Here is a 15134-nt window from a genome sequence, read left to right as displayed (position 1 = left end):
CATGAGTTCATTCGCCGTTAAAAATGTAAATCAAATCTTTGGGACTGGGACCGCTAAAGTCCATGTCTTACACGATGTTAACTTTGAGGCTGAATCCGGCACTTTGAGTTTGATCATGGGCCCATCTGGCTCTGGCAAAACCACCCTATTAACCATTGTGGGCGGTTTGCTGACCCCAACTAGCGGCACGGTAACCATTAATGGTGTGGATTATAATCATCGATCAAAAAGGCAACGTGATGCTTTACGCTTGGATGAAATCGGGTTTGTATTGCAGCAATACCATTTATTACCTTACCTGACAGTGGCCGATCAGTTTACCTTGGTAGATAAGGTGAAACCAAAAGGCAACTTGTCTCGGGCTCAGCTAGATGAAGTACTGCAAGCGCTAGGCATCCAAAGTCTGCTTCATAAATATCCGGGCGAACTATCCAGCGGTCAGCAACAGCGGGTGGCAATTGCGCGGGCACTGTATCCAAACCCAACCATTATTTTAGCGGATGAACCAACTGCAGCACTTGATAGTCCCCGAGTGAAGATTGTTGGTGAGCTGTTTAAAAATCTAGCCACCGAACACAACAAAGCCGTGGTAATTGTGACCCATGACTCACGGTTGATGGCATTTGCGGATCAGTTGTACGAAATCAGGGACGGTGTCTTATCGAAACAAGAACTAAATCGCAACTAATTTAAAAGGCCCACACCGAAATTCAGTGTGAGCCTTCTTAATTACAGTAACTGTTTAATTGACTTTGGTGTAATTTCTAGCACTTTACGAATAAATGGATACTTTGCTTTGACGTCATCGAATTCTTGACCCTCTTCAACAAAGCGTGCCGTCCCAGTTAACCGGAAACCAGTTCCTTGATAACCATCGCGGCCCTCAACTTCTCGAGCACCCACCGTGAATAACACTTGATCATTTTGAGCTAAATCACCTTCAGCATGAGTAAAACCTGCCGCTGGGACTAAAATCCGTTCATCATCCGTAACGGTCAAATATGAATTCCAAGTATTCGTAATGTGCGGTTCCGCTGGGGTCCAAGTGACAACGGAAACGACACCTTCATGGGTTAATACATCGTGAAATTTCTCGGTTAACATGATTATTCCTTCTTTATATTATGTCTTATTCCGATAATATATTAGATTGAGTGTGATGTCAATTCAGACACGTTTTGGATTCTACATTGCTGAAACGTGTTCCGGCAGGCAGACAGCTGCATGTAAGGTAATCCTGTCACAAACCCGAGGCCCATGGGTTCTTTCCTTTTACATAGTCGAAACGTGTTCACGCAAGCAGACAGCTGCATGTAAGGCCACCCAGCACAAATCCCAAGTTCCCTTCTACATTCCTGAAACGTGTTCCGGTAAGCAGACAGCTGCATGTAAGGGCCACCCCAGCACAAATCCCAGGCCCATGGATTTATGCTGGGGTGGCCCTTACACTCCGCTATCTAATCGCTTACCTCCACACTCTGTACTAAAAAAAGCCGCCCCCCAATAATCGTTATCAGGGAAACGGCTCCTGTATCTAAACCGGTCGCAAACTTCACGACCCTTTCGTACCTGTAGAAGGTTATCGACCAACAAATGGTAAATCTTGGATCTTAACCGTTGGGGTTCGCACTCTTGTCGGCTCGAGGGTTACCATCGAATACCGATTCCATCTCCTGTTATTCGATGCCTCAATTCTCATTTTAGCAGCCTAACAAGGAAACAGTCTATTACCCATTTGATTCTACTATCAACTCGATTGGTCTAGTATCACTAAACGTCGAATCTTTGTTGCTTCACAGCAACGATACTACTTACAAAACTAATTGGTCTTATCTAACCTTCCAAGGATATAATAACCCATTTTGTAACCGATTACAAGAAATTTGTTTGGCTTTTTTAGCTCAAAATCACCCTATAAAATTGGCGATAATAGCCGGCAAAAACTCTGCTTAAATCGTAAATATAGTGACTGATTATCAAACGCCTCAGCTGTCATTAAACGACTTAAACGCTGATCTTCTTCAAACAATTCGGCTAACTGAACCGCTAGTTTTTCGTCGTACAAAAACGCATTCACTTCAAAGTTCAGTTTAAAGCTCCGATAGTCCATATTAGCTGAACCAACCGAAGCCAACCGGTCGTCCACCACCATGGTCTTCGAGTGGATGAAGCCATTTTCGTAATAGTAAATCTTCACACCATCTTTGGCTAGTTCATGGGCATAATACTGTGTCGCTCGGTAAACAAAGGGATGATCCGGCATCTGCGGAATCATGATTCTGACATCAACGCCAGCCATTACAGCGATTCGAATAGCGTCCATCACACTATCGTCTGGAATCAGGTACGGCGATTGAATCCACACCCGCTTCTTCGCAGATTGAATTAATCGAATGTAGCCCATTTTAATTTGCTGCAAATCTGAATCAGGACCGCTGCTAACGATTTGCATGTTAGTATCGCCCTTCACACGTGTTAACGGAAAATAACGCGTCTCAATGTGGTCAGCTGGTAGTAACCCCTCCGAGGCTGTGGCATTCCAGTCCAGAATAAATCGACCCTGCAAGCCAAAAACGGCCGAACCCGTAATTCGTAAATGCGTATCTCGCCAGTAGCCAAACTTTTTACTACGCCCTAGATACTGATCACCGATATTAAAACCGCCAACGTAACCAACTCTGCCATCCACCACCACAATTTTCCGGTGATCACGAAAGTTCAACCGAAAATCCATGATTGCTGAACGGGCTAGAAACGGCTCAACGTAGCCCCCGGCGTCAATTAGTGATTTGAAGAAGGAACGAAAGGCCCCTAAGGAGCCAAATGGATCATAGATCACGCGCACTTCAACACCCGCCAAGGCTTTGCGAACCAATAAATCACGAATTTGCTTACCGATTTGATCATTTTTAAAAGCGTAAAATTCAATGTGAACGCTGCTTTTAGCCCGTTCAATATCCTCAATCATTTCGTGAAATAGCTGCTTGCCATCCGCAATAATACGAACCCGGTTCTTCCGAGCCAAAAAGGCGTGGTTTGCCGTCTGAAACATCTTAACTAACGACTTCACCGAATCAGACACTAAATCAGCCGGTAAGTTTTCCGTTCCCAACTCCTGACGCTGCTGAGCCAACAATTCATCTAGTTGAAGCTGAACATCACTTTTGACTTTAAACAGTTTATTTTTAGGTAACTGGCGGCCAAGAAACGCATAGATGACAAAGCCAATCACTGGTAGCAAAAAAAGCACCAACAGCCACGCCCAAATAGCAGCAATATCTCGACGTTGCCTAAAAATAATGATAATTGCTAAAATAACATTGATGAGATAAACACCTTCACCAATCATTGTCATGGTAATATCCATACAATTCTCCCTCTTAGCATTCTAATTGTGATACTATGGGGAAAATTATAGCACACGCATCATTGAGCTCCGAGAAAGGAAGTTGAAGTTTCACATGCTTACTACAATCGTTCCCGCAATATACGGTATTCATGGCGTCGGTACCATCCGAATCTTTCACTGGCTGTTTCGCGAAAACCCAGTGATTGGTTTTGGCTTCTTACTCGCTATTATTCTCTATGGTATCTATCGTTATAATAATAGACGTTGAAATCTAAAAGGGTGACTTATTCGCAAAAATTACGAATAGTCACCCTTTTAAATTATTAATAGACCGTCGTCGACAATAACACTTCTGGATCATGATTGCATAGTAGATAGCCGTGACCCGTTGAGTCGAAGGTCAGTCCTTCAGTTTCACGCTTTGGTGTTAACCCAGACCACTCAAACGAACTGTTAGTTAACGAGCCGTGCCCGTTTAACTTTTTCGCTGGGAAACTGGCCACTGAATCATCCGCAACTAAATACAGCCGACCGCGTTTCTCGTTGTAACCCATACTTTGAATATGCGTCCCTGGCAAGTGCTTAAAGACTTGATCAGTTCTTCTAAAAATAACGTGATGGGCAGAAATTCGTCCCTTATAAACGTTCACGCCATTACCCGGATTACTCCAGAAATAGGCATTTCCATATTTATCAAACGTTAAGGTGTGGCCGCCGTGAATGAACCCATGTGAAACCAAACGGAAGCTGATGGCACGATCGGGTTTCAGTGAACTGGCACTAATATGCTGAATGTAGCCACCAGTTGAAGTAGGTGCACCCGATTTCGTTTCGTTATCGCGCCACATATATAGTGCGTGACTCTTCAAGTTATAAGCCAATGATTGTCCGTGACCGGTATCAAACAGACCGCCAACTTTAATCGCCTTCTGAATCTCCTTTTGTTTCTCGGAATACTGACCATGATGCTTAACGTAAGTCGATTGTAATAACTTTGGATCTTTTTCGACCCCTAATTGTACTAAGCGTTTCATATCATATCGAACAATCCGGCCCTCGTTATTTAAATTCGTTGGGCAATAAACGATATACATATAGCCACTTTTAGAAATCGCGATTGATTGGGGATTACCCCAAGGCTGTTTGTCTTTACCTGGATATGGTAGTAAGAAGCGGGTCTTAAAAGTAACCCCCTTACCGCTGTACGACCTCATCTCATTGACATGATTCGTCCGTTGCATATGTGTAAAACTTTTTGGTGCTTTGATGTAGTTCACTTTTGAGTTATTAAGTACGCGCATGCGTGATGGATGGTTAATTAACGCTGTTGATCGCTGCTTATATACTTTAATAGAAGCGTTCGCGCCAATGGATTGGCCCAACATTAAGCAAGCAGCAAAACTGATTACCCCTAAAATAAAACGTTTCACGATATCTCCTCCCCAAAACAAACTAAGCAAAATTTAAAACATATGCTTTTATAATAAGACAAAATGCTTTCTTTGCTCAATAAAATCTCCAAAACTTTTCAATATCATTCATTAAATCATTCGTTCTATCACAAGTTTTAATCACTGCGATACCGTTGAACGTCCAGTTGCGTAATCAAGCTTGGCACCTGGCTGAACATTAAAAATATAAACGTTAAACCGAATCGTATTATTGCCAATGGATTGCGCCTGCATTTGAACCCCTCGTGCTAACAGTTCCTTATTTCGAAACACCGGCGTCACCCGATACCTAACGTAATTTGTTGGGCTGAGCTTAAGGTAGGTTGCTATCTCAGTTTCGTAATTTTCCATGCCAGGCGAGTTGAGTGATCGCGTTCCTGTCATAAGATTTTTGGCGTTATTATTCTGCCCCGTGAACTGGTAGCCAATCAAATGGCTCCGGTTATAAAGCCAGTCTGTCTTCCCCTGATATGTAAATCGCTTGTTATGCCAGCCTGTAGGATCCACGTACAACGGTTCCCGCTGGGCGTGTGGCATGAGTGACTTCGACAATAACGCATCGGCGCCCGTTACCCGGTTGTACTCGTCCAGCTGATGATAAACCTGCCATGGTCCCTTAGCCGTGCTCAAATCCTGCTTAGTGAATGTCGGTACATCGTTGTTGACCTTGACGACCTGCTGACCTTGATAATTAAGTGCTGCTAATTGGTGCCGTGCCATTAGCTTTAGTCTGCCCCTGGGTATCTGGCTGAGTCGTTGTCCGATTATTTTGGTGTCCTTTAAAAGTGTTAATCACCGAACTAGCTTTTTTCTGTAAGGTTGTTTGGCTGCTCACCGAGCTTGCGGTGTTTGATTTTGACTGATTACTATCCCCTGTAGCTGAAATACCGGCAATGATCGCCACCGCAATGACTAGCCAGGTAAAAAACGAATTACTATTGCGTTTACGTCGACGTCTTGGCATCTGTTAGACTTCCCCCTAAATGTTTATTAATTACCAGTTTACCAATAAACATACGTTCGGTCTAGTTGACAATTAAAAGCGCTCATCCTCGAGCAACACGGTGAGCGTTTAATCAATCATTCATTTCTTTTACGTTAAAGTACTGCTGTTCTGCTTGGCGGCGCAACTCAACTGCCTCGTCAAAGGACTGGGTCGAGCGGTTTAACACGTAGCGGCCGTGGTACATTAAACGTGCAATATAAGTTCCGGTTTTCTTATCAAATGAAACCCCGATCACGCCCGTATGATTTCGTTTGGAACGAATTAATGACGAATAGCCAATACCATGTTCATCCACTAGTGCTCCACCCTGTGCACCAATAAACTGTTCATTATGGCGAGCATTTCGACGCGAAACTTCTCGTCTCAGGCAACCGCAGCTTCGAGTAATTCCCTTTCTAAGTGCATAACCTTCAACAACCACCCGTTTGCCGCAATCACATTGACATTGCCAACAAACGTTACCGTTTCGTGCAACAGTTTTTGCACGCTTCTCGACAACTAGACGGCCAAATCTTTGATGTGTTAAATCAATACAATGACTCATTCGAGAACCCTCCTTTTACTTTAACTAACCCCGTGATAAATGCCAAAAATGATTAATAGTATTAACCATCAATTACTCCTATAGATCGAATATCCCCCAGTTCATGCCCATATTATACAATAGGTTGCAAATCCTGTGTTTCTCATTTTTTCATGATTTTTTAAAAAAATTGGTAAGGCTTTCACGTATTATAGCTTGTGTAGCGGTTTAATCGCTCTTAATCAATCACATTTCTTTGAAAATGCTTAACTTTACCCCAAACACTTGCTTTCCCACGACTCTCACTGCTATACTCGATTCACATAATAATGAGGTGATTAGTAATGAAAACATCCCGAATAAAGGTCATGCTACTGAGTTTAATTGCCGTTTCAGCCATTTTTCTAACGGCTTGCGGTAATCAGTCAGCTTCGAATAAGTCACACGAACAGGCTAGTTTTAAAAACGAACCAGCCACTACTAAACACACTGACGTTAAATCAACCGTTTTATCAGGGGACGGCTTCTGGTACTTAGCCGGTAAAATCAACCATAAGAGTAACTCCGGCGTTGAAGCTCTTGCCTTTGATAAGAAGACGGGTAAGGCAACGCTGTATAATGTCGATAAGTTCTACAAATCTTATAGTGCGGCTAAAAAAGCTAAAGCTCTCAACAAGGAAGGTACCGTTAAGTACACTTTCACTAAGAATAAGCAGAACCAAACCGTGATCAAGTTAGCGGGTAAGTTATCTGGTATTGATATGACCCAAACCGTAACGGTCAAAGATACCACCAAGGGAACGAATAAGGCTACTAAGTTGCACCTTAGCGGCTATCACGCTGTACGCGACGTTGATATGGACAAAACTAACATTGTCTTTGTTGAAGCCAATTAAATGAATTAAATCTCAGTAATCATAAAACCTGCGCTATGGCAAATATGCCGTCATAGCGCAGGTTTTAACGTATAATGGATAATAAGATCTGATATTATAAAAGGGGGCAAGTCGTTTGTCACACGCCAATGCTTATCCATACCAAGAAACTTTCGAACGCTATCTTCATCAACGAGAACTTGCGCAGCCAACCATTGCGGAATACCGTTCAGTGCTAACTGACTTGTTTAACTTTCTAAGCAATTTCAACGCCGGCTACCAGGCCGATCACCGCGTGGCGACGTTGCTAGACCGAGATGTCGAACAGTACCTCGCTATGCTGGTGAATCAACGCCAAGTCACTAACGGTACTTACAATAAAATGCTGTCACACATCAACATTTACTTTAAATACCTTTTTACCCATGACTTGATCGCACATTACCCCACTTTAACGCTAAAAGGAAAATCACACGATGATCTCAAAGCACCAACCACTAAATGGCTGCACCTCATGCCAACCATTTTAGCCAATCAGCAACTAGCAGTTTATACCCGCCTAACGTTGTTGCTGTCTAGCCGTTACTACACCATCTCAGAATTCTTAACGCCAGGATTTTATCAGCAGTTAAATACCCGTGATTTCAATGCAAATGAACGGACATTTTGGCAAGTCTATCAGCAATTCATTCAACCGCTGCAGGAGCGTCAGCACAGTTCGGACTTATTTTTAAAACAACGATTGGACGGTGATCCGCATCTCACGGCTGCCGGTCTTCACAAGTATTTAAAACCCGATGAAAAGCTATTAGGCTTCTCACTGACGCCCACTCGCTTATATCAAAGTGCTGTCATCGATTTTCTGTTGCAACATCCCAGTTTAACCGACCAGCAACTGGGGCAAAAACTCCGTCTTGATCCTCAGTCACTGACTTATTATCGACAGTTAGCCATGCAATATCGCGGATAACCCATCATCAGCATAAAAACACCCTATTTTTCAATCCTTCCCACTGCATTTAGACAAACTTTACGGTATGATTAGGGGCAAAGGAGTGTGGTTTTTATGGCAAAGAAAACGGTTACTATTGATTTAGCAAAACTCGCTAATCAGCGGGCTGAATTTGTAAAAGAAAACCCCTGGTTGATTCCTGCTGGTCTAGCAATTCAAATGATTCCGCTGGCACTGTTAATTCATGGTCATGTTAAAACTAACATCTATAAGAAGAAGCTCCAAATCGAACGTGAAAAAACGAAGCAGTTAGCACTGCAACTTCAAAATGATCATTCTCACGGCCATGGTCACCATCGTCATCACTCAAAACATGACGGCAATTACCGTAATTTTGAATCACCGTCACCGAGACAACTGTGATTACTTAAATGTAAATCAATCTAAACAGCGACTGATTTCCTCACGTGGGAATCAGTCGCTGTTTAATCTTTACCATACAGATTATATCGCCTTATTTAGTAAACAGATGTCGATCGAAGAACCTCTGGATTGTGATTAGCCAGTAGGTATGCATGACCTGATACATCAAAGGTCAATCCCTCCATCTCACGTCTAGGTACCAGTCTCGACCATTCAAAAGAATGCTTAGTTAACGACCCGCGACCGTTCAACTGTTTAGCTGGAAAACTAACAATGGAATCATCGGCCACCAAATATAGCCGGCCGCGTTTCGCATTATATCCCATACTTTGGACGTGCGTTCCGGGTGCCCGCTTCAGCGTTTGATCGGTTCGTCGGAATTTAACGGAATGACCCGATATTCTCCCTTTGTAAATCTCAGCTTCTGAGCCGTTTAAACACCAGAAATAAGTGTTGCCATACTGATCAAAAGTTTGGGTGCCGCCACCGTAAAACGTTTTTCCATGAGCACGTAGGTAAAAACTAATCACTCGATCTGGTTTCAAAGACTGAGCATTAATATGCTGCAAATATGAACGAGTAGTGGTCTGACTGTCATTATTGTCTCGCTTCCGATTATCACGCCACATATATAGGCCGTTATCCCTTGGATTAATCGCCAGCGTCTGACCATGACCGGTATCAAACAGCGGCCCGATTTTAATGGCTTGTTGCAGTTTTCGTTGGCGCTTAGAATACTTACCGTGATGTTTAACATACACCGTCCGTAAAATTTGCGGGTTCTTATAAACGCCTAACTGCTCTAAACGTTTTAAATCATACTGTACAATGCGCCCTCTGTTTCGCAAAGTAGTGGGACAATACACAATATACATCAGATTATTTTTTGACATAGCAATAGCTTGCGGATTTCCCCAGTGCTCAGTACCTTTACCAGGGTAAGGTAATAACAGGCGCGTCTTAAAAGCCCCATGATGACCAGATACTGACTTAACCCAATTGACTTTGTTAGAAGCTCTCATGTGGGTGTATCTGCCTGGCGCATTGATGAAATGTACACTTGAATCGTTAACGGTACGCACTTGAGATGGGTGATAAATTAAGGCTGACGAATGCTGGTAATGCACGCTTGATGCCCCTACCTTGGTGGGCTGACCCCAAACCAAACACAAAACAAAACTTATAATGAACAAAATAAACCGTTTCAAAATCCTCTAACTCTCCCTTTTAAAACTACTTTAATAATAGGTCCACGGGTTAATTCATTTCAACAAATAATAAGAACCCCTCTTATAAGCTCATTTAAACAATAAATAACCCGATCATCGTCAATAAATGATCAGGTTATCTGTTATTACTGTTGAGCTGAGTCAATTAACGTGTAGTTAGCTGGAACCGCAATTCGGTCCTCCCGCCTAATCTTAAATCCCTCATGAGCATAGAAGTTTAGCGCAGCCTCATTATCAATCACACACTTCAAGGTTAAATTACCGATAGCTTCTTGCCGCATCCGCTGAATTAGCGCATGACCAACCCCTTGATGCCGAAACTCCGGCGATACAAACAGCAGATGGATAAAATCCATTACGGGTAAGAGACTGACAAAACCAGCAACTTGTCCATCGATTTCTGCTACGAAAACCGCTTCGCCCCGCGAATCATGGTTAAAATCCGTAATGTCAGGATGCGCTACCCACGGAAAATACAGCTGACGGTCACGTAAATAAATTTCCGCGACTGCTTGGCGATCACTTGGCTTCATTGGTCTAACTTTCACTTAAGTGTCTGCCCCCTTATCGTTCACTTCAGAAAAAATTATAGCATTATTTATTCGAGCGAAGTGGAAAAATTACTAACTGAATCATTTGTTCCAATTTATAATTTTCATTAATTATAAATTATATACTTAGTTTATCATCATAATAAAGCCAAAAAATCTCCTTAAAACGGTTGAAAATCCGGTTATTTGGGATTATAGTAACCTCATACCAAATAACCTAATAACCAATCTATATTCTCTTTATAGCCATAACAATGGTTAAAAAGAATATTCTCAAGAGACGACCGCCCCAATAGACGGTCGTTTTTTGTGGCAAATGATAATCAATAATATATATATTATAGTAATAATATGATATGAATATTTCCAGTCATTTGAGCCCTTCAACCCATTCTCGTTATAATTTAACCTTTTCTTTGACTCTTTTGATGGGTGTTTTCTGCTATACTAGTTTCAGTTTTGTGTAACGGAGGTGTCACTGTCATTTTAAATACTTACAATAAAAAGCGCACTTCAAATTTTCTGATTGCACTTATTTGTATGCTACTGGTGTTTACACCAGCTAGCCCTAGCTTCGCAAAGAGTAAAAAGGACACCCGGATGTCTGATTATACGAAGGTCAAATCAGCTTATGTCATGGATGCAAAAAGTGGTCAGACACTATATGAAAATCACGCCGATAGACAATTACCAATTGCCAGTCTATCCAAAATGATGACCCTTTACCTGACAACTCAAGCCATCAAGCATCATCAACTCAACTGGAATGATAAAGTGCCGGTTGATAATCAACTGATCAAAATGAGCAAAAGTTACGCCTTAGGTACATTTAAAATTAAGCACTCGAACCAATATACCGTCAAAGAATTGTATCAGGCAGCATTAATTGCCTCTTCTAACTCAGCAGCCATTGCACTTGGCAAAGCAGTTACCGGTGGCGATAATACCAAGTTTATTAGCATGATGAATCATCAAGCCAAAGCCTGGGGAATCGATGCCAATTTTATCAGCAGTTCTGGTCTGGATAATACTGATTTGAAGCATTACGGCTATCAGCTATCAGGTACTTCTGACAAGGCACAAAACATGGTTAGCGCTAAGGCCATTAGTATCGTGGCACAGCATTTGATTAAAGCGTACCCGCAAATTAACCAGTGGAGCAATAAGGCAACTTATAAGCTGGATGGTCAAACTCTGGTCAACGCTAATTCCATGTTAAAACCAGGCTACTATTACCGTGCCAGCAACCATTTAACCGGTCTGAAAACCGGCTATACTGAAACGGCAGGTCTGTGTTTAACAATAACCTACTGGCGCAACGGGCGGGAACTCATCGCAACGATCATTGGCAGTCAGAGTACCTTCTCTGCGATGAACGGTCTAATTACGCATTTGGATAAAACGGTGCGCAGTAAACCCGTCACCGAAACAGCTAAAACGTATGACATTCAAGGCCACAAGGTAACGGTTAACCCCGCCGAAAAACAAACGCGGGTGTGGTACCGTATTGGCCAAGATCCAAACAAGATTAACGTCACTAACAAGTTAACTACAACCAAATTACCCGTGAAAAAGGGACAGCCACTCACAACCATCAGTTTTAACCATACGGGGTTACCAAACGTCACTAACCAAAATGGGACGGCTGCTGAAACGGTGGCTAAACCAGTCGCTAAACAGGGTAATGCTACTGGTACTAACTGGTTTAGTCGCCTTTTCGCTGGTATCGGCAAAGCTTTTTCACAAATTTTCTAATCTTTTCACTAAGCGAACAATACCTTAACTCACCTAGACTGATCAGTTTAGGTGAGTTTTTTTACCTGCATTTTCCTAGTTATATGAGAATTCATCTTTAATTTTCACAAAGTTCTCATATTATTTGCTATACTAGACAAATATAGAATCAGACAAGGAGCCCGACAAATGGATGAAATTAAAATTGGCCTTGTTGGCCTAGGGACCGTTGGCAGCAGCGTCCTCAAAATGATTACTGAAAATTCCCATAAGGTTCAAAATATCACCGGTCGAAACCTTAGCATTAAAACCGTGGTCGTTAGAAACGTTGCTAAACATCAAAGCGAAGTGCCAGAAGGCGTCACTGTTACTGATGACCTGAATACCATCGTAGACGACCCAGAAATCAAAATTGTGGTTGAAGTCATGGGTGGCGTTCATCCGGCCAAGGAAATCATCACTTCCTTGTTAAACGCTAAGAAGCACGTGGTAACGGCTAATAAGGATTTAATTGCCTCCGCTGGTGAAGAACTGGCAGTCATCGCAAAACAAAATCACTGTGATTTGATGTATGAAGCCAGCGTTGCCGGTGGTATTCCGATTTTGAGAACCATCGTCACCAGTTTCGCAGCCGATTACATCACGGAAGTTAAAGGTATCGTCAACGGTACTACTAACTTCATTCTGACCCAGATGCAACGGAATCACTGGTCGTATGATCAGGCACTGATGAAAGCTCAAGAGCTGGGTTTTGCAGAATCTGACCCAACCAATGATGTGGAAGGTATCGATGCTGCCTACAAGATGGTGATTCTCAGTCAATTCTCCTATGGTACTCACATTAAGATATCCAATATGTCCGTAGAAGGCATTTCAACCATTCAACAAAAAGACGTCCAGCAGGCCGATGCTTTTGGCTATACTATCAAGCTACTGGGAATCTCACGTCGAATTGATGATGGTGTTTTCGCCGAAGTGGGTCCTGTACTGGTTCCTCAGGATCATCCGCTGGCCACTATCAACAACGAAAACAACGCTGTCATGGTTACTGGTAAAGCCGTTGGTGAAACCCTGTTCTATGGCCCTGGTGCCGGTGGCTTACCAACTGCCAACAGCGTGTTAAGTGACATTGTTTCCGTGACTAAAAACATCGTCCTGGGCACTACCGGTAATGGCTTTAACAATTATCAAAGTCAAGTTGGTAAAGTTGACCCTAAAAACGTTATTTATCCCTACTACCTGTCACTCAAGATGCTTGATGCCCCGGGTCAAATGTTGAAATTCACGCAAATTATGACCCAGATCGGCGCTAGTTTCAGTCAGATCGTTCAAACTAAAAACGATGATCAGACTGCACGAGTGGTCATCATTACCCATGAAATGTCAAAAGCACAATTAAACGATTTGAAGACTCACTTAAGCAAAGTCAACACCATGTCACTGCTGGCGGCTTATAAGGTCTTGTAAAATAGCGTGTGAAAATAAGCGTTTAAAGAGTGGAATGTGTGACACAACTCGGTAGACTCCAGAATATAACACCCCAAAACGGCATCCCGACAAGAAACATCGGAATGCCGTTTTGGGGTGTTATATGGCCGGAATCTGAGTTGTGGAACCAGTTAAGGCTAGATTTAAGTAGTGAACTAAAATAAATTTTAGGCGATGTTTCGGTCAAGAAACTAGTTTAAATACTGACACTTACTAGCATCAACTGATGATACAACGTTTGTTTTTAGATTCCAGGATCTACCATATCGATAACATTTACGGTTTAAAGCGCACGTCGATATCGGCTAAAGTATTCATGTGCGTCAATACGGATTGCATGGCATCAATCAGACTGAGTGCCAAAACAGCACCACTACCTTCGCCCACCGCCATTTGGAGGTCTAACATCGGCGTTAATCCTAGCCAATCCAGCGCACATTTAGAACCAAATTCTCGAGAGAGATGTGAGGCAATCAAGTGGTCCTTCACACCGGGATCAAGTTTCTCCGCAATAACGGCACCGGCATAGGATAAGAAACCATCTAAGATCAACGGGACACCATGTTCAGCCGCACAAAGTATGGCACCAGCTTTAGCCCCTATTTCAAAACCACCCACCTTACTCAAAACATCAATTGGGTCAGCTGGATCGGGCTGCCAGTCAGCGATAGCCTTTTCCACCACCTTGGTTTTGTGAGCCATTCGCTCACTGGAAATCACTGAACCGCGACCAACAACGTCAGCAGCTGGGACGCCCAGTAAAACGCTGATAATGGCAGATGCCGGGGTCGTGTTACCGACCCCTAATTCACCAATAAGCAACAAGTCATTGCCTTCGTTAATGGTATCTAAGGCAACGTCATAACCGGCTTGAAGGCACTGAATGGCTTCATCACGGGTCATTGCCGGCTCCTCAGCAAGATTCTTAGTTCCCCAGTTAACTTTTTTATCGATGACACCAGTGCCACTAAGGTCGTGGTCAACACCCACATCGATGACTTTGACGTCACAGTGATTCGCTATCGCAAGAGAAGCGACGGTTGTGTGCCCTTCAAGGGTGTTAATGGATTGTTCCCAGGTGACCTTTCGCGGTGTTGCGGAAACACCGGCACGTTCAACACCGTGATCACCCGCAAAGACCAGTACGCATCTTTTTGCTGTGTGGGGTTCGGTAGTTTGCTGAATGCCGGCGAGGGTGATCATCAAGGTCTCAAGTCTGCCAAGTCCGCCGGTGGGTTTGGCAAGCCCATCCAGTTTAACCTTCATAGCGTGACGTTTTGCTTCAGAAATAGGCGATAGTGTTGGTCTAACATTAAACATGACGGTGCCTCCATTCAAGATTTACAATTTAAATTTAGCCTACTCCCGACTGAAAGCGATTACAATCAATGGTCATAAAGACAACAATAATAATGGCGCAATTATCAAAAAAGTGGGTGGAAGATAGTGTTATTTTGAAATATTGGTAGAAAAAACAGCGCTTCAGGAAATCTAGATTAGATTTCTTGAGACGCTGTTTTTAATCATTGAGACTTATCCTCTTTTAAATTCAA

Annotated in this window: 15 protein-coding genes and 1 pseudogene; 7 read left to right on the top strand and 9 right to left on the bottom strand. The window is 42.8% G+C overall.

Annotation, left to right across the window (positions count from 1 at the left end):
* Nucleotide 1: 1 nt before the first annotated feature.
* Nucleotides 2–688, top strand: a complete 687-nt coding sequence (locus AC6H04_RS00975) for an ABC transporter ATP-binding protein (RefSeq protein ID WP_497569910.1) — start codon at nt 2–4, stop codon at nt 686–688.
* 41 nt (nt 689–729) lie between these two features.
* On the opposite strand, the gene AC6H04_RS00970 is transcribed toward AC6H04_RS00975, so the two are convergent.
* On the bottom strand, nt 730–1104 hold the full coding sequence (locus AC6H04_RS00970) for a pyridoxamine 5'-phosphate oxidase family protein (protein ID WP_497569909.1): 375 nt from the start codon (nt 1102–1104) through the stop codon (nt 730–732).
* 808 nt (nt 1105–1912) lie between these two features.
* Nucleotides 1913–3367 carry a cardiolipin synthase gene (gene cls, locus AC6H04_RS00965; protein ID WP_497569908.1) on the bottom strand — a complete coding sequence of 485 codons (1455 nt, stop codon included), beginning with the start codon at nt 3365–3367 and terminating at the stop codon, nt 1913–1915.
* 94 nt (nt 3368–3461) lie between these two features.
* Between cls and AC6H04_RS00960 the strand changes: the two genes are divergently transcribed.
* Nucleotides 3462–3617, top strand: coding sequence for a hypothetical protein (locus AC6H04_RS00960; RefSeq protein ID WP_180245625.1), 156 nt, complete (start codon nt 3462–3464; stop codon nt 3615–3617).
* 55 nt (nt 3618–3672) lie between these two features.
* On the opposite strand, the gene AC6H04_RS00955 is transcribed toward AC6H04_RS00960, so the two are convergent.
* The 4 genes and pseudogenes from AC6H04_RS00955 to AC6H04_RS00940 all read right to left on the bottom strand — a co-directional run bounded on the left by AC6H04_RS00955 (nt 3673) and on the right by AC6H04_RS00940 (nt 6350).
* Complete coding sequence (locus AC6H04_RS00955) at nt 3673–4779, bottom strand: hypothetical protein (protein WP_497569907.1); 1107 nt, start codon at nt 4777–4779, stop codon at nt 3673–3675.
* A 141-nt stretch (nt 4780–4920) separates the two neighbouring features.
* Nucleotides 4921–5505, bottom strand: a pseudogene (locus AC6H04_RS00950) (DNA/RNA non-specific endonuclease); the annotation flags it as partial.
* Nucleotides 5492–5764 (bottom strand): hypothetical protein, encoded by a 273-nt coding sequence (locus AC6H04_RS00945; RefSeq protein ID WP_497569906.1) that lies wholly within the window; start codon nt 5762–5764, stop codon nt 5492–5494. The gene AC6H04_RS00945 and the pseudogene AC6H04_RS00950, both read right to left, overlap by 14 nt.
* Nucleotides 5765–5876: 112 nt before the next feature.
* A complete protein-coding gene (locus AC6H04_RS00940; RefSeq protein WP_497569905.1) occupies nt 5877–6350 on the bottom strand; it encodes an AP2 domain-containing protein in 474 nt (157 codons plus the stop codon).
* Nucleotides 6351–6673: 323 nt separating this feature from the next.
* Between AC6H04_RS00940 and AC6H04_RS00935 the strand changes: the two genes are divergently transcribed.
* From AC6H04_RS00935 to AC6H04_RS00925, 3 genes are all read left to right on the top strand, one after another.
* Nucleotides 6674–7225 (top strand): hypothetical protein, encoded by a 552-nt coding sequence (locus AC6H04_RS00935; protein ID WP_497569904.1) that lies wholly within the window; start codon nt 6674–6676, stop codon nt 7223–7225.
* A gap of 115 nt (nt 7226–7340) precedes the next feature.
* Nucleotides 7341–8174 carry a phage integrase N-terminal SAM-like domain-containing protein gene (locus tag AC6H04_RS00930; protein WP_497569903.1) on the top strand — a complete coding sequence of 278 codons (834 nt, stop codon included), beginning with the start codon at nt 7341–7343 and terminating at the stop codon, nt 8172–8174.
* A 96-nt stretch (nt 8175–8270) separates the two neighbouring features.
* Nucleotides 8271–8579, top strand: coding sequence for a transposase (locus AC6H04_RS00925; protein ID WP_497569902.1), 309 nt, complete (start codon nt 8271–8273; stop codon nt 8577–8579).
* A 95-nt stretch (nt 8580–8674) separates the two neighbouring features.
* Here the strand turns inward: AC6H04_RS00925 and AC6H04_RS00920 are convergent, their stop codons facing one another.
* Nucleotides 8675–9706, bottom strand: a complete 1032-nt coding sequence (locus AC6H04_RS00920; RefSeq protein ID WP_497569901.1) for a hypothetical protein — start codon at nt 9704–9706, stop codon at nt 8675–8677.
* Between the two features lie 227 nt (nt 9707–9933).
* Complete coding sequence (locus AC6H04_RS00915) at nt 9934–10356, bottom strand: GNAT family N-acetyltransferase (protein WP_497569900.1); 423 nt, start codon at nt 10354–10356, stop codon at nt 9934–9936.
* A 603-nt stretch (nt 10357–10959) separates the two neighbouring features.
* On the opposite strand from AC6H04_RS00915, the gene AC6H04_RS00910 reads away from it, so the two are divergent.
* Together AC6H04_RS00910 and AC6H04_RS00905 are read left to right on the top strand one after the other, a co-directional pair.
* Entirely contained in the window at nt 10960–12114 is a 1155-nt protein-coding gene (locus tag AC6H04_RS00910) for a D-alanyl-D-alanine carboxypeptidase family protein (RefSeq protein ID WP_497569899.1), read from the top strand.
* A gap of 168 nt (nt 12115–12282) precedes the next feature.
* On the top strand, nt 12283–13560 hold the full coding sequence (locus tag AC6H04_RS00905; protein ID WP_497569898.1) for a homoserine dehydrogenase: 1278 nt from the start codon (nt 12283–12285) through the stop codon (nt 13558–13560).
* Nucleotides 13561–13857: 297 nt separating this feature from the next.
* Here AC6H04_RS00905 and cobT read toward each other — a convergent pair whose 3' ends face one another.
* Nucleotides 13858–14901: a nicotinate-nucleotide--dimethylbenzimidazole phosphoribosyltransferase gene (cobT, locus tag AC6H04_RS00900; RefSeq protein ID WP_497569897.1), complete on the bottom strand. Its 1044-nt coding sequence runs from the start codon at nt 14899–14901 to the stop codon at nt 13858–13860.
* Between the last annotated feature and the right edge of the window lie 233 nt (nt 14902–15134).

The sequence above is a fragment of the Secundilactobacillus sp. MJ173 genome (genome assembly GCF_059704265.1).
The sequence above is the reverse complement of the archived record's forward strand: the minus strand, read 5'-3'. Positions and strand labels throughout refer to the sequence as shown.

Coding starts and splice junctions, on each gene's coding strand:
- AC6H04_RS00960 (WP_180245625.1), top strand. CDS start 3,462: ATGCTTACTACAATCGTTCCCGCAATATACGGTATTCATGGCGTCGGT.
- AC6H04_RS00945 (WP_497569906.1), bottom strand. CDS start 5,764: ATGCCAAGACGTCGACGTAAACGCAATAGTAATTCGTTTTTTACCTGG.
- AC6H04_RS00925 (WP_497569902.1), top strand. CDS start 8,271: ATGGCAAAGAAAACGGTTACTATTGATTTAGCAAAACTCGCTAATCAG.
- AC6H04_RS00970 (WP_497569909.1), bottom strand. CDS start 1,104: ATGTTAACCGAGAAATTTCACGATGTATTAACCCATGAAGGTGTCGTT.
- AC6H04_RS00910 (WP_497569899.1), top strand. CDS start 10,960: ATGTCTGATTATACGAAGGTCAAATCAGCTTATGTCATGGATGCAAAA.
- AC6H04_RS00905 (WP_497569898.1), top strand. CDS start 12,283: ATGGATGAAATTAAAATTGGCCTTGTTGGCCTAGGGACCGTTGGCAGC.
- AC6H04_RS00975 (WP_497569910.1), top strand. CDS start 2: ATGAGTTCATTCGCCGTTAAAAATGTAAATCAAATCTTTGGGACTGGG.
- AC6H04_RS00935 (WP_497569904.1), top strand. CDS start 6,674: ATGAAAACATCCCGAATAAAGGTCATGCTACTGAGTTTAATTGCCGTT.
- cobT (WP_497569897.1), bottom strand. CDS start 14,901: ATGTTTAATGTTAGACCAACACTATCGCCTATTTCTGAAGCAAAACGT.
- cls (WP_497569908.1), bottom strand. CDS start 3,367: ATGGATATTACCATGACAATGATTGGTGAAGGTGTTTATCTCATCAAT.
- AC6H04_RS00940 (WP_497569905.1), bottom strand. CDS start 6,350: ATGAGTCATTGTATTGATTTAACACATCAAAGATTTGGCCGTCTAGTT.